The 19625-nt window shown below is 65.0% G+C and carries 6 protein-coding genes; 4 read left to right on the forward strand and 2 right to left on the reverse strand.

Annotated elements, in window-relative coordinates; translation table 11 throughout:
• Positions 1-135 precede the first annotated feature (135 nt).
• A complete protein-coding gene (locus FFS30_RS09645) occupies positions 136-11637 on the reverse strand; it encodes a DUF11 domain-containing protein (RefSeq protein ID WP_171014544.1) in 11502 nt (3833 codons plus the stop codon).
• Positions 11638-12050: 413 nt separating this feature from the next.
• On the opposite strand from FFS30_RS09645, the gene FFS30_RS09650 reads away from it, so the two are divergent.
• The 4 genes from FFS30_RS09650 to FFS30_RS09665 all read left to right on the forward strand — a co-directional run bounded on the left by FFS30_RS09650 (position 12051) and on the right by FFS30_RS09665 (position 18262).
• Positions 12051-12404: a hypothetical protein gene (locus FFS30_RS09650; RefSeq protein ID WP_137912930.1), complete on the forward strand. Its 354-nt coding sequence runs from the start codon at positions 12051-12053 to the stop codon at positions 12402-12404.
• An 84-nt stretch (positions 12405-12488) separates the two neighbouring features.
• A complete protein-coding gene (locus FFS30_RS09655; protein WP_137912931.1) occupies positions 12489-13202 on the forward strand; it encodes a response regulator transcription factor in 714 nt (237 codons plus the stop codon).
• Positions 13203-13428: 226 nt separating this feature from the next.
• Entirely contained in the window at positions 13429-17286 is a 3858-nt protein-coding gene (locus tag FFS30_RS09660; RefSeq protein WP_171014545.1) for a PAS domain S-box protein, read from the forward strand.
• Between the two features lie 40 nt (positions 17287-17326).
• Entirely contained in the window at positions 17327-18262 is a 936-nt protein-coding gene (locus FFS30_RS09665) for a diguanylate cyclase (RefSeq protein WP_137912933.1), read from the forward strand.
• Here FFS30_RS09665 and FFS30_RS09670 read toward each other — a convergent pair.
• Entirely contained in the window at positions 18259-19560 is a 1302-nt protein-coding gene (locus tag FFS30_RS09670; RefSeq protein ID WP_137912934.1) for a crosslink repair DNA glycosylase YcaQ family protein, read from the reverse strand. The two genes, FFS30_RS09665 and FFS30_RS09670, sit on opposite strands and share 4 nt — an antisense overlap.
• Positions 19561-19625 lie beyond the last annotated feature (65 nt).

A 19625-nucleotide genomic window follows, 5' to 3' on the forward strand; every position in this document is an offset into this window, starting at 1 on the left:
TGGCCGTTCGAGTCGGATCGACGAATCGCAACACGGCGCAGAAATCTTTCTGTGCCGTGCCGGAAATCGAATGCGAACTGTCCGTTCGGTAGTTCGCCCCGTCGATGCTTCACTTATCTCCGACGACTTGTCTCCTTACTTCCGCCGCAGCCCGCGTATTGCCGGATACGCGAGCATGACCATCATCAGCCAGAGCATCCAGCGCGAGTCCATCGGCGCCGGTACGGGCGGCGTTGGCGGCGCCGACGGCGTGTACTGCGCACTGCCCTGCACCGTCTGCTGGCAGGCCGTGACGTTCGTCGTGCTGTTGTGCGCATCCCAGCAAGCCAAGGCCGTGTTCGTCACCGCAACGGGCGTCGTCACGTAGCGCGCGGAGAAATCGATCATGATCCGATTCGGCGCCGTCGCCGGATTGGCGACGCCGAGATCGGACTGCATCAACGCATCGACCACGATGCGATTGTTCGCTGTATCGAATGTGCACTTGCTGATCGTCGACGCACCGAACGCGGTGCACGTCAGCGTGCCGCTGGCGAAGGTCATGCTCGTCGGCATCGGATCGCGGATCTCGAGATTCTGCGCCGCCAGGTTCTGATTGTTGTCGACCACGATCGTCCAGCGCAGAGTCTGCGTGTCGACCACGGTCACCGCCTTGGTGATGAACGGCGGATCGAACGCATTCGGCGGGGAACTCGTGGTCGAACCCGAGCAAGGCGGCGGCGTGTTGTTCGGCAGGCACAGGCTGCCGGTTGGCGGCGTCAGGCTCGCGGTGTTGGTAACCGCTCCCGCTGGCGCGTTGCTCACCGTCGCCGTGATCGTGTAGACCACGCTACTACCGGCCGGGAACGTCGCGATCGTCTCGTTGAGCGCGCCGGGGTTCGGGCCGGCGCCGTTCGGACACACCGCACCGCCCGATGCCGCACACGTCGTCGAGTACGCAGTCAAACCGCTCGCGATCGGATCGGACACCAGCGTGCCGTTCGCCGACACCGTGCCGCCGTTGCTCGCCACGACCGTGTAGACGATCGTGCCGCCCGGGGTCAGCGTCTGCGTGTTCGCCGTTTTCGTGATGCTGACCTGCGGTACCGGCGGCGTTACCACAATGCCGGAGCATGGCGGCGGCGTGTTGTTCGGCAGACACAAGCCGGTCGTGGTGACCATCGCCGTGTTGGTCACGTGCGCTGGCGGGTTCGCGCTGACCGTCGCGGTCAACGTGTACGTGAGCGAACTGCCCGCTGGGAACGTGGCGATCGTCTGGTTCAGTGCACCCGTGCCGCTCGCACTTGGGCACACGGCACCACCATTTGCTGCACACGTCCAGCTTGCGGCCGTGATGCCGGCCGGAATCGGATCGCTCACTTGTGCGCCGCCTGCATCGACCGAACCGCCATTACTTGCCACGACCATGTAGACGATCGTGCCACCCGGCGTCAGCGTCTGCGTATTCGCGGTCTTGGTGATGCTGACCTGCGGTACCGGCGGCGTCACCACGATGCCGGAGCATGGCGGCGGCGTGTTGTTCGGCAGACACAAGCCGGTCGTGGTGACCGTCGCCGTGTTGGTCACGTGCGCTGGCGGGTTCGCGCTGACCGTCGCGGTCAACGTGTACGTCAGCGAACTGCCCGCTGGGAACGTGGTGATCGTTTGGTTCAGTGCACCCGTGCCGCTCGCACTCGGGCACACGGCACCACCATTTGCTGCGCAGATCCAACTCACGGCCGTGATGCCGGCCGGAATCGGATCGCTCACTTGTGCGCCGCCTGCGTCGACCGCGCCACCGTTGCTCGCGATAACCGTATAGACGATCGTGCCGCCCGGGGTCAGCGTTTGCGTGTTCGCCGTCTTTGTGATGCTGACCTGCGGCAACGGTGGCGTCACCACGATGCCGGAACACGGCGGCGGCGTGTTGTTCGGCAAGCACAGGCTCGGCGTCGGCGTGGTGATGGTCGCCGTGTTCGTTACGTGTGCTGGCGGGGTCGCGCTCACTGTCGCTGTCAGCGTGTAGGTCAGCGAACCGCCTGCTGGGAACGTTGCGATCGTTTCGTTCAATGCGCCATTTCCGCTCGCGTTCGGACATACCGCACCGCCTGCGGCGCTACACGTCCAGCTTACGGCCGTAATGCCGGCCGGAATCGGATCGCTCACTTGCACCCCGCTCGCATCGACGGCGCCACCATTGCTCGCCACGACCGTGTAGACGATCGTGCCGCCCGGCGTCAGCGTTTGCGTATTCGCCGTCTTCGTAATGCTGACTTGCGGCAGCGGTGGCGTCACCACGATGCCGGAGCACGGTGGTGGCGTGTTGTTCGGTAGACACAGACTTGGCGTCGGCGTGGTGATCGTCGCCGTGTTGGTTACGTGTGCCGGCGGATTCGCGCTAACTGTCGCGGTCAGCGTGTACGTCAGCGAGCCGCCCGCTGGGAACGTGGCGATCGTCTGGTTCAACGCACCCGTGCCGCTCGCGTTCGGACACACCGCACCACCCGCAGCACTACATGTCCAGCTCACGGCCGTGATGCCTGCCGGGATCGGATCGCTCACTTGCGCTCCGCTCGCATCGACGGTGCCACCGTTGCTCGCCACAACCGTGTAGACGATCGTGCCGCCTGGCGTCAGCGTCTGCGTATTCGCTGTCTTCGTGATGCTCACCTGCGGTATCGGCGGCGTGACCACAATGCCCGAGCACGGAGGCGGCGTGTTGTTCGGCAGGCACAGGCTCGGTGTCGGCGTCGTGAGTATCGCCGTGTTCGTCACATGCGCCGGTGGGTTCGCGCTGACCGTCGCGGTCAACGTGTAAGTCAGCGAACTGCCCGCTGGGAACGTGGCGATCGTCTGGCTCAACGCACCCGTGCCGCTTGCGTTCGGACACACCGCACCGCCATTCGCAGCGCAGGTCCAGCTCACGGCCGTGATGCCGGCGGGAATCGGATCGGACACTTGCGCCCCGCTTGCATCGACGGCGCCGCCATTGCTCGCCACGACCGTATAGACGATCGTGCCGCCCGGGGTCAGCGTCTGCGTGTTCGCGGTCTTCGTGATGCTGACCTGTGGCAGCGGCGGCGTTACCACGATGCCCGAACACGGCGGCGGCGTATTGTTCGGCAAGCACAGGCTCGGCGTGGGCGTCGTGAGTGTCGCCGTGTTCGTCACATGCGCTGGCGGATTCGCACTGACCGTTGCGGTCAGCGTGTACGTCAGCGAGCTGCCAGCGGGGAACGTCGCGATGGTTTCATTCAATGCGCCATTGCCGCTCGCATTCGGACACACGGCACCACCCGCAGCGCTACATGTCCAGCTCACGGCCGTAATGCCCGCCGGAATCGGATCGCTCACTTGCGCTCCGCTTGCATCGACCGAACCGCCGTTGCTCGCCACAACCGTGTAGACGATCGTGCCGCCCGGCGTCAGCGTCTGCGTATTCGCCGTCTTCGTGATGCTGACCTGCGGTATCGGCGGCGTCACCACAATGCCCGAGCAGGGTGGTGGCGTATTGTTCGGCAGGCACAGGCTCGGCGTTGGAGTCGTGATCGTCGCCGTGTTCGTCACATGCGCCGGCGGATTCGCACTGACCGTCGCAGTCAGCGTGTACGTCAGCGAGCCGCCCGCTGGGAACGTGGCGATCGTCTGGTTCAACGCACCCGTACCGCTTGCGTTCGGACATACCGCACCGCCTGCAGCGCTACACGTCCAGCTCACCGCCGTGATACCGGCCGGAATCGAGTCGCTCACTTGCACCCCGCCCGCATCGACCGAGCCGCCGTTGCTCGCCACGACCGTGTAGACGATCGTGCCGCCCGGCGTCAGTGTTTGCGTGTTCGCGGTCTTGGTGATGCTCACCTGCGGTATTGGTGGCGTCACCACGATGCCGGAGCACGGTGGTGGCGTGTTGTTCGGCAGACACAGGCTTGGCGTCGGCGTTGTGATCGTTGCGGTGTTAGTTACGTGCGCCGGTGGGTTCGCGCTGACTGTCGCAGTCAACGTGTAGGTCAGCGAGCTGGCCGCCGGGAACGTGGCTATCGTCTGGTTCAACGCACCCGTGCCGCTCGCGTTCGGACACACCGCACCGCCCGCAGCGCTGCACGTCCAGCTCACGGCCGTAATGCCGGCAGGGATCGGATCGGACACTTGTGCGCCGCTCGCATCGACCGATCCACCGTTGCTCGCCACGACCGTGTAGACGATCGTGCTACCTGGGGTCAGAGTCTGCGTGTTCGCCGTCTTGGTGATGCTGACTTGCGGAAGCGGTGGTGTCACTACGATGCCCGAGCACGGTGGCGGTGTGTTGTTCGGCAAGCACAGGCTCGGCGTCGGCGTCGTGAGTGTCGCCGTGTTCGTCACGTGTGCGGGAGGATTCGCGCTAACCGTTGCGGTCAGCGTGTAGGTCAGCGAACTGCCCGCTGGGAACGTGGCGACCGTTTCGTTCAATGCGCCGTTGCCGCTTGCGTTCGGACACACCGCACCGCCCGCAGCGCTACACGTCCAGCTCACGGCCGTAATGCCCGCCGGAATCGGGTCGCTCACTTGCGCCCCGCCCGCATCAACCGAGCCGCCGTTGCTCGCCACGACCGTGTAGACGATAGTGCCGCCCGGCGTCAGTGTTTGCGTGTTCGCGGTCTTGATGATGCTCACCTGCGGTATCGGTGGCGTCACCACGATGCCGGAGCACGGTGGTGGCGTGTTGTTCGGCAGGCACAGGCTCGGCGTTGGCGTCGTGATCGTCGCCGTGTTCGTCACGTGCGCCGGTGGGTTCGCGCTGACTGTCGCGGTCAGCGTGTAGGTCAGCGAGCTGCCGGCGGGGAACGTCGCGATCGTTTCGTTCAACGCACCGTTGCCCGAGGCGTTCGGACACACTGCGCCGCCATTTGCTACGCACGTCCAGCTCACGGCCGTAATGCCCGCCGGGATCGGATCGCTGACCTGCGCCCCGCTTGCATCGACGGCGCCGCCATTGCTCGCCACGACCGTGTAGACGATTGTGCCGCCCGGGGTCAGCGTCTGCGTGTTCGCTGTCTTGGTAATGCTCACCTGCGGTATCGGCGGCGTCACCACAATGCCTTCGCACGGCGGCGGTGTGTTGTTCGGCAAGCACAGACTCGGCGTAGGTGTGGTAATCGTCGCCGTGTTTGTTACGTGCGCGGGTGGGTTCGCGCTGACCGTCGCGGTCAGCGTGTAGGTCAGCGAACTACCCGCCGGGAATGTTGCGATCGTTTGGTTCAACGCGCCGCTGCCTGTAGCGTTCGGGCACACAGCGCCGCCCGCGGCGCTGCAGGTCCAGCTCACGGCCGTGATGCCGGCCGGGATCGGATCGCTCACTTGCGCTCCGCTTGCATCGACCGAACCGCCATTGCTCGCGACGACCGTATAGACGATCGTGCCGCCTGGCGTCAGCGTCTGCGTGTTCGCTGTCTTGGTGATGCTGACTTGCGGCAGCGGCGGCGTTACCACGATGCCCGAGCATGGCGGTGGCGTGTTGTTCGGCAGACACAAGCCCGTCGTCGTGACCGTTGCGGTGTTCGTTACCTGCGCTGGCGGGTTCGCACTGACCGTCGCGGTCAGCGTGTACGTCACGCTGCTCCCTGCCGGGAATGTCGCAATCGTCTGGCTCAACGCGCCCGTGCCGTTTGCATTCGGGCACACCGCGCCGCCATTCGCTGCGCAGGTCCAGCTCACCGCCGTGATACCGGCCGGGATCGGATCGCTCACTTGCGCTCCGTTTGCATCGACCGAGCCGCCATTGCTCGCTACGACCGTATAGACAATCGTGCCGCCTGGCGTCAGGGTCTGCGTGTTCGCTGTCTTGGTGATGCTGACTTGCGGCAGCGGCGGCGTTACCGCGATGCCCGAGCACGGCGGCGGTGTGTTGTTCGGCAGGCACAAGCCGGTCGTGGTGACCGTCGCCGTATTGGTGACATGTGCCGGCGGATTCGCGCTGACCGTCGCGGTCAGCGTGTACGTCACGTTGCTACCGACCGGGAACGTCGCGATCGTTTCGTTCAATGCGCCGCTGCCCGAGGCGTTCGGACATACCGCGCCGCCATTCGCTGCGCAGGTCCAGCTTACGGCGGTGATGCCGGCCGGAATCGGATCGCTGACCTGCGCGCCGCCTGCATCGACCGAGCCACCATTGCTCGCCACAACCGTGTAGACGATTGTGCCGCCTGGCGTCAGCGTCTGCGTGTTCGCCGTCTTGGTGATGCTGACCTGCGGTACCGGTGGCGTCACCACAATGCCCGAGCACGGCGGCGGCGTATTGTTCGGCAAGCACAGACCGGTTGTGGTGACGGTCGCCGTATTGGTGACATGCGCCGGCGGATTCGCACTGACCGTCGCGGTCAGCATGTACGTCAGCGAACTGCCGGCGGGGAATGTCGCGATCGTCTGGTTCAACGCACCGCTGCCCGATGTATTCGGACACACGGCACCGTTTGCGGCGGCACACGTCCAGCTCACGGCCGTGATGCCGGCCGGAATCGGATCGCTGACCTGCGCGCCGCCTGCATCGACCGAGCCACCGTTGCTCGCCACGACCGTGTAGACGATCGTGCCGCCCGGGATCAACGTCTGCGTGTTCGCTGTCTTGGTGATACTCACCTGCGGTATCGGCGGCACTGTCACCGTGCTCGTACAGGGCGGCTGCGTATTGCCCGGCGTGCATATGCCGCCGGTCGGCGGCGTCGCCGTCGCCGTATTGACCACATGGGCCGGCGGGTTCGCACTGATCGTCGCCGCGACCGTATAGGTCACCGAGCCGTTCGCCGGGAACGTCGCCAGCGTTTCACTCAATGCCCCTGTTCCACTCGCATTCGGACAAGCCGCGCCGCCGCTGGCCGCACAGGTCCAAGTCTGACTCGTTATGCCGGCGGGGATCGGATCGCTCACTTGCGTTCCCGACGCGTCGACCGTGCCGGTATTGCCCACCACGATCGTGTAGGCGACTGTGCCGTTCGGCGTCAGCGTCGTTGCCAGCGTGCTCTTCTGGATGCTCACCTGCGGCACCGGCGGGACCGTCACCGTGCTGTTGCACGGCGGCGTCATCGTCGTCGGCGTACACAGACTGCCCGGAGGCGGCGATGCGGTTGCCGTATTCGTCACGTGTGCGGGCGGATTCGCCGATACCGTCCCGGTCACCGTATAGGTCACCGTGCTGCCGCCGGGGAACGTCGCCAGGGTTTGACTCAGCGCGCCCGTACCGCTTGCGTTCGGACACACTGCGCCACCGCTCGCCGAGCAGGTCCAGGTCTGGCTTGCGATGCCGGTCGGGATCGGATCGGCGACGACCGTGCCGGCCGCACTGGAGGCGCCCGTGTTGCTAGCGACGATCGTATAGACGATCTGTCCGCTCGGCGTCACCGTCGTTGCCGGCGTGCTCTTCTTGATCGCCACATGCGCCGGACAGAGCGAACTCGGACGGACCTGCGCATCGAATCCTTCCACCGGACGTCCGCTCTTGATCTGGACGATGATGGTGTTGAGCCCGGTCTGCCAATTGTGATTGAGCGTCGTCGACGCCGCATTGGCCGTCAAATATCCGATGCCTTGATACGGATCGGGAACCGAAGTTGCCTGCGGCAAACCGGTGGTCTGCGGGCTCTGCGCGACGCCGTTGACGTAAACCTCCATGACGCTGTTGTCGGAGAGGAAATTCATCGCCAGCGAGAAACTCGTCGGATCGACGGCCGGGTCCATCGTGAATTGATATCGGTAGTACCAATCTCCGTCGGGGCTGTTCGGATTCGCGATCGTTTGCTGAGAAATCCACTGCGCATTGCCGTAAGGGCTGGCGGACCAGGCCGTAGGCGCCATGTTGCCGACGTTGGCCGCAGCCCAGACGGCGTTTGCAGGAGGCATCGAGACCGCATTCGCCGGCGTGGTGACCGCGAACGGTCCCGCAACCTGCCAATGCGCATCGAACGAATTGTCCGGCAAGATGCCGCCGGTGCCCGCGTTGTAACCCGTGTTGAAAATGTTCGGGTTGGCGTTACAGGTGATCGGCGGTCCCGGCGAGTTGATGACCGTGCAAACGTAAGCGTCGCCCGGCGAGCCGCCGGTGACGGTCCACGCACCGACCGTGCCGCCGACCGTCACCGCGTTGCCGGTCGTCGTGTTGACGCAGGAAGCCGACGGCACATAGGCCCCGAGCGTATTCGGCGATCCCGCGGCCATCGCGTCGGTAATCGTATAGGTCGCGCCTTGCGTGACCGGCCAGTTGACGGTCGTCGCCGTATTGCCGGTGCCCGAGGTGGTCGCCGAGGTGAGCACCGTGCCGCCGCTGTTCTTCAGTGCGACGGTGAATTGGTCCGCGGCCAGAATTCTGCTCGTGACCTGTTTTTGCACGGTGATCGACGGAACCGCGGTATTCGCGATCGTGCAGGAAATCACCGCGCCGAGAACCGGTGTGATCGAAAATCCGGTCGCGGCGCTGTAAGGCTGATTGTTCGGCAATCCCGTCTGCACGCCGTTCGCGTCGGTGCAGGTGATCGTCGAGGTGTAGTTGCCGAGCACGGCCGCCGGTGTGCCCGCGCCGCTTTCGGTCAGGAAGTAGGCAGTGTTGGCGGCCGTGCCCGAGTAGGCGCCCGTCGTACCGAAACCGCCCGTGAGCGTCGAGCCCGTACCGGCCGTCGTCGAGTTGGCCGTCGAGTTCACCACAGTGCCGCTCGCACTGCCCGTGCGAATCGCAACCGTGAACTGATCGCCTGCGGCGAAGCGATTGGTCGTCAAGGCCTTCGTCAACGCCAGTGAGTAGCAACTGCCGATCGTCGTCGTCGACGACGACAACATCGGCAAGCCGGTGTGCGCGGCGATGGAGTTGGCCGAGTTGACGAGCAACTGCCCCGGCTTGTTGTCGGTCGGCGCCGGCGCTGCGCAACTCGTTCCCGCCGGTGTAGTGAAGGCTATGCGGATCGTCTGCGATGCGCCGGGCGCAAGCGCCGGACCGATCACGCGGATCGCGGTCGGCGCGGCCGGCTTGGTCGTCGTCCAGCCGACGGTGTTTCCGGCGATGCTGCCCGGCGCCGTGCCGTTCGAGGCCGTGCGCGGATCGTTGCTCAGCGTGGAGGGATTGGCGCTCGTGTAGTACACCGTCGCGCCGGCCGCGGTCACCGCACCGATCGTGTACGTGCCGCTGATATTGGTGCCGCGTCCGTCGCCCGCGTACGGCAGGATGTCGATCGTGTCGGTGAACGAATTCGACACGGAGTCTTGCGAATTGATCGTCAGGTTCCACGCCGACGAATCGCCGAGGAACGAGAGCAGGTTCGAGTCGACCGATTTCGCCAGCGTCGTCGCGCCGTTGTTCGGCACGGTAAGGCTGGCGGTCACTTGCTTGGCGGCGACGGCGCGATTGTCTCCGACGACATTGATCTGGGCGGTGTTGGTGAGCACCGTGCCCGGTGTGATCGAACTGTTCGCGGCGGTCTGCGCCTGATAAGTGATCGGCTGGGCGACGTTCGCCGGCACATTCGTAAACGTGTACGTGAGCACTTGCTGCCCCGAACCGTTGACCGAGAGCACCGGCACCGGCGTGCCCGAGCCGGTGACATAGGTCATGCCGGTCGGCAGCGTGTCGACCACGGTGAAGGTCTGCGCCGGCGGATTCACGGTAGCGAGATCCGCTTCCGCGCTGAGGGTGAAGGTCACCGGCACGCCCGGCAGCGCCGACGGGTTCGACGCCGTCTTGGTGATCGCGCCATTCGGACCTTGGATGCGCATCGCGTCGCGGATGCCGTTGGTGTTCGGCCCGTAGGTGCTGCCGGGGATGGTCCCGGTCACTGCAGGCGAGGTGCTGATGTTGATGTAGTTGTTGAGGGTCGGATAGCCGGGGAAGACCGTCGCCGTGTTGTAGGGTGCGTTGAATGTCCCGGCCACCCAGGACTCGGCGCCGATCGGCGCCGTCGTCGGAACGTAGCCCCAGACCCGCAGGAAGTGGTGGAATTGCTTGTCCACCGCCGGGTTCCAGGTCATCTTCACCGCGGTGACTCCCGGCGGAACGCTGACGATGCATTGGTCGTCGGAGTACGCCGGCGAAATCGACGCGGTCTGCGTGGCGCAGCCCGCCGGGAGCGGAGCCGAGATCCAAGGACTTCCCGCCACGCCGACAGGCTCGCCGCAGGTCGCGGTCTTGGTGTTCAACGTATCCGTGCGATACCACAGATGCGCGGTCGGCATGTTCGAGTACGAGGCGCCGTCGGCGGCGAGAAAGTCCACCCAGCGCGGAGTAAACGCGGCCGGGTTCTGTATCAGCACGCAGGAGCCGGCCATGTCCGCACCGCCTGGCCCGCTGTAGGTGGACCAGGTGACGCTGTCGGCCTGCGCTCCGAGCGGCTGATCGCTAAGCGAGTAAGGGCCGGGATTGGTCGAGGATCCGGCAGCCGGCCAGGGAAATACGCGATTCTGCGCCGCTCCGGGTGCGGCCCACATGTTGGCATCCCAGGGCACGCGGCCGGCCGAAGGACTGCCCATCCAGATCATCGAGAAGACCCCCGGAACGACCAGAGTGGTGCTCGAAACATCGTTGGCGGTGTTGGTCTCGGGCTGGGTGACGTTGTCGATGAACGTGAACGGAGTCGGGGTAGCGCTGAAGGTCACGCCCGTGGTCGCCGTAATCGGCGTCGTGTAGCTGAAGATGAGCTGCCCTGCGGCGATGAAGTTCGTCGCCGACGGGATCGCTTGATAAAGACTGTCTACGGTGGGGACGTGCTGAAGCGAATAGTCCAGGCCGCTCAACGTGACCGTGTAGTGTGTGCCGCTGCCGCTGATCGTGCAGGTCGGAAAGTTCGTCCGGTCGGTGAAGCTCGTGGCGGAGTGCGGGATACCCGGAGCCTGCGCGGAGTCGTCGATTGGCGCGCAACCTTCCCACTGCAACCCCGGCAATTGCCCGGCGACAGACACCGCGATGTCCAGCGTGAACGTATATGTCGACGGCCCCGGAATGCTGCCGGCCGTCATCGAAATGCCGTAATCGACCATGATCGACGGACGGTTGCCGCCGCTACGGCTGGCTACGGTGTTCTGCTGATAATTCTGATTCGGTGCGCCGATCGCCAGGTCCATGCCGTGACTGCCGGTGATCGGCAGTCCCGACGGGGCTGTCGGCGCCGTCGGTGCGGCGGCGGAATCGGAGGTGACGGATCCCGTCGTCGACAATGTCGATCCAACGACACCGTTTGGCAGAATCTGCGTCTGCACGACGGTCGAAGTTCCTTCAGTAACCGTGCCGAGATTGCACAGCAGTTGCGTGCCGTTGGCGCTGATCGCCGACGGCGGGGTCACTCCCGTCGTCTTGCATATCGTCGGCATGTTCGCAAAAACGCCGTTGGTCGCCGTCAACGTAAGACGCACGTTGTTGACCGGATTGTTCGCTTGAGGATTGTTCGCGTCGTTCGTATTGATGTGCCACTCGGCGGTGAGCGCACTGCCGTACGGCGCCGATGCCGGCGAGCCGACCCAGTTCGAGGTCATCTCGTGCTTGGCGGATGTGGCCGCCAACGCCGCCGGCGCCAGTGCAAACGAAAGCAGCAAGCACGCCGCAGCAACGAGGCGAGTGAAGCCGCTCTTTAGCCGCTGAACTTCGGCGAAAGCCGTCAGGAAAGAAGCCGGCGCGCAAAGTATTCCGTGAGCACTCTGCATCGGCTTGCGCATGGTCTTCTCTCTCTGCGTGAATTTGGTGGTGCGGGATTCGGGGCGGATTTGCGCAGCCGCATCGCGGGTGTGCGGCGGAGTGCTTGCTGCGATGGCGGAGGCTCGCCATCTATCTCGCGGAGGAGGCCGCATTGATCGGGCCGTCGACTCCGGGTGAGTTGGGATCGCGCCGATCGACGGCGGTATGGTTTCGACGGCGTCCGCCGTTCGCGTCGCGCTCGTCCGATGTGCGTCGCTGTCCGCCAAGTTCTTGCGCATGCTTACCCCCTCTTGCCCATTCCTTCGTGCAGCGGCGCGCACTGGCGATGCGTGCTCGCTCGATCATCGGAATGCAGCGGTCGGACGTAGCGCATCTATGCGCATTTCGTCGACGCACCCCGCGTACTGCAGTCCGTGCGCGAAGCGGATCGTGCATGGCACATCCGCGCAGCGAGCCTAAACAATCGAATGCAGCGATTCATTCACCGAACTTCACGAAACCTCACCGCGGTTGTTCGAGTTCACGGAATGCGCAATTCGCAGATGAAGAAAAATTTACGCAGCATCAATTTGCCGCGATCGGACGCGCTGCCGAGGCGCTCGCTCGCAATCGACAAGTGATCCGCCTTCGCAGCAAAGCGACATCTGTGAGAATGTGCATCGCGAGCATCGCCGAGAAATTTTGCGATGCCTCGGATCGAGTCGCGCTCTCCGATTCGCGCGTACCCGTGCGTACGGTCGACACAGGAAATGCTGCGATCGACGGTTCTCACGCGTTGCATTTATGACAAGCGTGATTGTGATCACTCCAGAAACCACGCAGTAACGGCAAAATCAAAGTCGCCGTGACTTGCCGCAAGTGATCGACTGTCGTGCCTTTGAAAGTTGCTGTACTAGAAGATGACTCCACCCTGCGCGACGACATACTCATTCCCGGATTGATCGCTTCGGGATTCGATGCCGAGGGCTTCGGCATTGCCGCAGACTTGTATCGCCGCATGCTCGCCATGCCTTTCGACGTCATCGTGCTCGACATCGGCTTGCCCGACGAAGACGGCTTCGAGGTCGCACGCTACCTGCGCGCTCACTCCAAACTCGCGATCGTCGCCCTGACCGGGCTGCGCTTCGACGAGGCGAACAAATCGGCGGCGCAAGCCGACGCATGGCTGACCAAGCCCATCGACATGGAAGTGCTCACCGCCGTGATTGCGAATACGCGGCGGCGAGTCGGCATCGGCAGCTCGGGCGACTCCACAGTGAAGAAATGGCGGCTCGACGAATACGACTGGGCGCTCTACGCGCCGGACGGGCGCAGTGTCGAACTCGGCCTGTCCGAGCGCCTGATCATGGAACAACTGCTCGCGGCGCCGGGCGAAGTCGTGCCGCGCGAAGATCTCATCGTCGCCCTCACCGACAGCGCCTACGATTTCGATCCGCACCGGCTCGAGATGCTGATCCACCGCCTGCGCCGCAAAGTCAGCAGCGTGCTCAATCTTTCCCTGCCGCTGCGCACCGTACGCGGCAAGGGCTATACGATGCTGCCGACTGCGGACCCACGCGCGGAAAGCCGCGAAGCCGCGGAATGAACACGCCGCCGGGTTGATCACTGCCGCTGCGCCGCACATGCCTGCACGCGGATTGGACAGGCGCCGCTCGCTGGATCATGCTTGCCGCACAGGCAGGAGGCCGGGGATTCCTGCCCGCCCTACATAGCATCGAGGCGCCCGCATGGCTGGGGGAGACCGGGAAGACGCGAACGCACCTGCGCCATCAGGCCGGGCGGCGGATCGCGACGATTCGCCTGCGGCCCCGGTGCGCACTGACGAAAACGCGACAGGGTCCGATTCAACCTACCTGCGCTCCCTGATCGATCACGCAGCCGACGCCTTTATCCTGATCGATGCCAAAGGGCGCATCGTCGACGTCAACCAGCGCGCCTGCCGCGATACCGCATATACGCGCGCAGAGTTGCTGCAGATGGAAATCTTCGATCTGTCGATCGACACCGATCGCGGACGCGCCGAAAAAATCTGGGATCATTTGCAGCACGGCGACACGTTCGCTGCGCTCTTACGCTATCGGCGCAAGGACGGCAGCTTTTATCCGGTCGATGTGCGTGTCTCCTGCCATTTCGTCGACGGCAGGAAAACCTTCCTCGGCCTGGCCCGCGACATCAGCGACCATGTCGAAGCCGAGCGTGCGATTCGTCTGCTCAACGAGCAGCTCGAGCAGCGCGTCGCCGAAAGTACCGAGCAATGGCGGAGCACGGCCGCTCTGCTGCAGGCGGTCATGGACGCGGCTCCCGACCTGATCTACGTCAAGGACGCCGAAGGCCGCTACCTGTTCGTCAATCACGCCACGTCGAAGCTTATGGGCCGCGCACGCGCCGACCTGCTCGGCCGCAACGACAGCGAAATTTTTCCGCCCGAGCTTGCGCGCGAACTGATCGTCAACGACCACGGCGTCATGGTCGGCGGCGAGCCGCGCACGATCGAAGAATGGGCGATGCTCGGCGGGGTCTTGCACAGCTACTCGTCGAACAAGGCGCCCTATCGCGACCCGGACGGCCGCATCATTGGCCTGATCGGCATCTCGCGCGACATCACCGAAGAGAAGAAAGCCGAAGCCGCGCTGCGCCAAAGCGAGGCGCGCTGGCAGTTCGCTCTCGACGGCTCCGGCGACGGCATCTGGGACTGGAACCTGCACACCGGGCACGTGTTCTATTCGCGCCAGTGGAAGCTGATGCTGGGCTACGCCGAAGAGGAGATCGGCTCGGGCACGAACGAATGGTCCGACCGCGTGCACCCGGACGACCTTGCACGTTGCTGGGAACTCATCCAGGCGCACCTGCGCGGCGAGACGCCGGACTTCGCGCTCGAACATCGCATGCGCACGAAGGGCGGCACCTGGCGCTGGATCTACGACCGCGGCAAGCTGATCGAACACGACGCGAGCGGCGCGCCGCTGCGCATCGTCGGCACGCACACCGACATCACCGAGCGCAAGCAAAGCGAAGCGGCGATCCTCGAACTCAACCAGCGCCTGCGACTCGCCAACCGGGTCAGCGGCGTCGGCGTGTGGGAACTCAACGATCCGGCCAACGCCCGCTTCGTCTGGGACGAACAGATGCACATCGTCTACGGGATCAAGCCGGGCGACTTCGACGGCAGTCTCGCACAGTGGCTCGCGCGTCTGCACCCCGCCGACGCCGATCGCGTCGCGGCAGACTGGAGCGCCGCGCTGGCCGATCCCGCCGCGCCGTTCTACCGCGGCGAATTCCGCATTGTGCTGCCAACACGCGAGCAGCGCTACATTCGTGCGCAGGCGCAAATCTTCCGCGCGGCCGACGGCTCCGTGCTGCGCGCACTCGGCGTCAACTGGGACATCACCGCGACGCGGCTCGCCGCGGAAGCGATGCAGCGGGCCAAGGAAGCCGCGGAAGCCGCCGAACACGCGAAGAGCGAATTCCTCGCCGTGATGAGCCATGAAATCCGCACGCCGATGAACACGGTTCTCGGCATGACCCGCCTGGCGCTGCAGACCGAACTCGCGCCGAGGCAGCGCAACTACCTCGACAAGGTCAACGCCTCCGCACAGACCTTGATCACGATCATCAACAATATTCTCGACTTCTCCAAGATCGAGGCGGGCAAGCTCGATCTCGAAGAAGCGGAATTCGCGCTCGAATCGGTGCTTGAGTCGGTGTCCGCGGTCACCGCGATGAAAGCCGAGGAAAAAGGTCTGGAGATCGCCTACGCGATCGCGCCGGAAGTGCCGACGCGGCTGATCGGCGATTCGCTGCGGCTCGGTCAGGTGCTGATCAACCTGGTCAACAACGCAGTCAAGTTCACCGAGCGCGGCGAAGTCGTCGTCTCGATCGGCGTGGAGAGCAGGCACGACGATCGCCTCACCCTGCGTTTCGCGGTGCGCGATACCGGCGTGGGCCTCGACGCCGGCCAGATAGCCGGCCTGTTCCGTGCCTTCTCCCAGGCCGACAGCCACGTCTCGCGCACGCACGGCGGCAGCGGGCTCGGACTGGCGATCTGCAAGCAGCTCGTCGAACTGATGGGCGGCCACATCGGCGTGTCGAGCGAGCCCGGCAAAGGCAGCACCTTTCATTTCAACGCCGAAATGCGCGAGCCGCATGCGAAACGCAACGCCACGCCACGGCCCGAGCGGCTCAGCGGCCGGCGTGTGCTTGTCACCGACGATAACGCCGCGGCGCGCGACATTCTTTCGCAAATGCTGCTCGGCTTCGGCATGGACGTCGAGGTCGCCGAATCGGGTGCGACCGCGCTGCGCCTGCTCAAGCAGGCCGCCGCGCGGCAGCGGCCGTTCCAGATCGTATTGATGGACTGGCAGATGCCGGGCATGGACGGGCTGGAGACGGCACAGCAGATCCGCGCAACGCCCGAACTGCAGCAGATGCCGGCCGTGCTCATGGTCACTGCGTACGGCCGCGAGGAAGTGCTGCGCCGCGCCGAACAGCTCGGCCTGCAAGGCGTGCTGATCAAGCCCGTCACCGAGTCGACGATGTTCGACACCATCGCCGACGTGATCGGCGACGAGCATAAAGGCGAGCGAGCGCTGGACGCGCATACCGCGCATGCGGCGATGCCGTCTAAAGCGCGCCTGCGCAGCCTCGCCGGCCGGCACGCGCTGGTCGTCGACGACAATGCGCTCAACCGCGAAGTCGCCGGCGATTTCCTCGCCGCGGCCGGCATGCACGTCGCTACCGCGGTCGACGGCCTCGACGCGCTCTCGCAGCTGAACCACGCCGATTACGACGTCGTTCTGATGGACATCCATATGCCCGGCATCGACGGTCTCACTGCCACGCGCGAAATCCGCAAGCAGGCGCGCTGGGCGACTCTGCCGATCGTCGCCTTGACCGCGCGCGCGCGGCCGGAAGACCGCCACAGCAGCTCGGCGGCCGGCATGAACGCGCACCTGACCAAGCCGATCGACGAAGCGACCTTGTACGAAACGCTACTGCAGATACTGCCCGAGACGCCAGCATCGCAAGATCATGCCGACAAGCCGGCTGCCGGCTTGCGCAACGACGGCGCGTTCGACTTGCCGGTGCCTTCGCCGCATCTCGATCTGCCCGCCGCGCTCAAGCATCTCGGCGGCAAGCGTGAACTGCTGCTGCGCTTGTTGCGCAGTTTCGCCGAAGACTTCGCCGACACTCCCGTCCAGATCGCCGCAGATGCTCGCGGCGGCCGCAACGACGCCATCGCCGCACAAGCGCACGCGGTGAAAGGCGCCGCCGCTTATCTGCGCGCCGACGCACTTTGTACGACAGCGGCCCTGCTCGAAGAAGCGGCACGCGACGGCCGCGCCGATGAGGCGCAGGCACATTTGCCGCGTTTCGTCGAGGAACTCGAAGCCGTCCTCGGCGAGCTTCGGCAAATTCTTGTTCGGACTCGCATGCACTCGCCGGAGGCACGCTCGTACGACAAGACTCTCGTGCTCAAGCGGCTCGCCCAGGCCGAACCGTTGATCGCCGCGGGCGATTACGCGGCGCAATCGCTGCTCGCAGAAATCGATGCGCTTCTTGCGCCCACGCCGCTGGCCGTGCTGGCCGCAGCGATGCACACGCATTTCGATCTGCTCGAACTCGAAAACGCGCGCAGCGTACTGCAACGCCTGCGCGAAGCCATTGAATGAAAGGACCACCCTGAAAGACTACACAAGGAGCTTCGCCGGCATGAACCAGCCACCTCTACCCACCGTCCTGATCGTCGACGACGACCGCATCAACCGCACCCTGCTCGCCGAACTGCTGCAGAAGGAATGCCGCATCCTGCTCGCCAAGGACGGACCGTCGGCGATCGCGCGCATGCGCGAAGGCGCCGACATCGACCTGATCCTGCTCGACGTGTCGATGCCGCAGATGGACGGCTACGAAGTGATGCGCAAGCTGCGCGCCGAGCCGCACAGCGCCGAGACCGCGGTGATCTTCATTACCGCATCGACCGAAGCCGATGCGGAAGAGCGCGGCCTCTCGCTCGGCGCGATGGACTATCTGCACAAGCCGATCCGCCCGGCGCTCGTGCGCGCACGCGTGCGCAACCACCTCAAGCTCGTCGCCCAGCGCAAGGAACTCGAACGCCTTGCCGACCGCGACGGCCTCACCGGCATCGCCAACCGCCGCCATTTCGACCAGGCCCTCGAACTGGCGTGGCGGCGCGCGATACGCACGGGCGAAACGCTTAGCATCGCGATGATCGACGTCGATCATTTCAAACGCTACAACGACCGCTACGGCCACGGCGCCGGCGACGAAGTCCTGCGCGAAATCGCCCAGGTGCTCGCCGGCGCGACGCGGCGCGCCTACGACGTCGCCGCGCGCTACGGCGGTGAGGAGTTCATCCTGCTGTTGCCCGGCGATGTCGATCTCGAAAGCCTGCTCGACCGCGTGCGTCGCGACATCGCGGCCCTGCATCTGACCCACGAGGATTCGGGCATGGATACCGCCGTCGTCACCGTCAGTTGCGGCGGCGTGACCGCGGACACGCGCACGACGGAATCGCCCGCCGCGCTGCTCAAGCAGGCGGACACCCTGCTCTACGAAGCTAAGCGCCGCGGCCGCAATCGTGTGCTCGTGCGGCGCTTCGATACACTGTCCGAGCTGATTCCCTAGGGTGTTTTCGCGGCGCGGCTCGACGTCTTGAGGGCGGCGCGCAACGCAGCCGCAAATGCTTTCGGATCGCTGCGGCGCACGACCACGTTCGGCGTGCGATGCCAATCCGCCGCACGCTGGATCGCAGCGGCCAGGTCGGCCGCAAGCGCCTCGTCCGGCTCGACCTCGGGTTCAAGATAGATCGCCTTTACCTCGAACTCGCCGCTCACGCGATGCGCCTTCGCATCGAGCCTGCCGACCAGGCGACCGCGATGCAGGATCGGCAGCACGAAGTAGCCGTAGCGGCGTTTGTGGTCCGGCACATAACACTCGATCGTGTAGTCGAAACCGAACATCGTGCTGGCGCGCTCGCGATGCCAGACGACCGGATCGAACGGCGACAGCAAGGTCGTGTGCGTCGCACGCAAGCCTCCACGTGCAGCGCGTGCGAGCAGCGGTACATTGTCGCGATGCACGTAGCCTGGATTTTCCCAGCCGCGCACTTCGACGCGAATCAGCTCGCCCGACTCGACATGCGCATCGAGCGCGCTGTCCTTGAATTTCTTGTTGAGGCGGAAGTAGTCGTCGATCCAGCGCGCCTGGGTGATGCCGAGCGCGCGCACCGCGCCGACGAGAAATTCGCGACGGATGTCCGCCTCGCTCGCAAGCACGTCGATTTCGGCCCGCTCGACCGAATCCACTTTGCTCCTGCGGATGTCGGCGAGCACCCTCGCCTGCGCAGTCGCGAGCACGCGTTCGGAAAGGTCGTAGACGCGCTGGAAGTTTTCACGCCGCGCGATCATGAGCCGGCCGAGCACGAAACCGGCTTCGAGCCAACGCTTTTCGTCGGAGCGATTCCACCAGCCGCCGAGGCCCTTGGTCTTGCGCTCGAAATCGGACGATTTCACCGCGCCGTTCGTGCGGATATGCTCGACCAGGGCATCGATTTCCGCTCGATGCTCGCGCTGCATGCGCGCCGCGTTCCTATGCGCCCAGTGGCCGGCGCGGACCGCGGAAGGATGCCGGTGCAGGGCGAAATCGCCCATCGGCGCGAAGCAGGCCTCGTGCGCCCAGCATTCGAACACTTCGGTGCGCGCAAGCAATTCGTCGAGCCAGCGGGTCTCGTAATCGCCGAGCCGGGAAAACAGCACGAGATACGGGCTGCGCGCGACGACGTGGATCGTATCGATCTGCAGCAGACGCATGCGTTCGATCGCCGTCAGGACCGATTTGCGCTTCGCCCGCGCGCGCGGCGGCGCGAGCAGACCCTGCGCGGCGAGATGCAGGTTGCGCGCCTGCTGCAGGCTCAGCGGCGCCATGCGGCGGTTATCTCGCAGTCATGCTGCACAGAACTTGGTATCTTCATCCGAGTCACAATCAATGC

It is taken from the genome of Rudaea sp. 3F27F6 (assembly GCF_005503555.1).
Taxonomy (GTDB): Bacteria; Pseudomonadota; Gammaproteobacteria; order Xanthomonadales; family Rhodanobacteraceae; genus Rudaea.

Coding starts and splice junctions, on each gene's coding strand:
- FFS30_RS09645 (WP_171014544.1), bottom strand. CDS start 11,637: ATGCGCAAGCCGATGCAGAGTGCTCACGGAATACTTTGCGCGCCGGCT.
- FFS30_RS09650 (WP_137912930.1), top strand. CDS start 12,051: ATGGCACATCCGCGCAGCGAGCCTAAACAATCGAATGCAGCGATTCAT.
- FFS30_RS09665 (WP_137912933.1), top strand. CDS start 17,327: ATGAACCAGCCACCTCTACCCACCGTCCTGATCGTCGACGACGACCGC.
- FFS30_RS09670 (WP_137912934.1), bottom strand. CDS start 19,560: ATGGCGCCGCTGAGCCTGCAGCAGGCGCGCAACCTGCATCTCGCCGCG.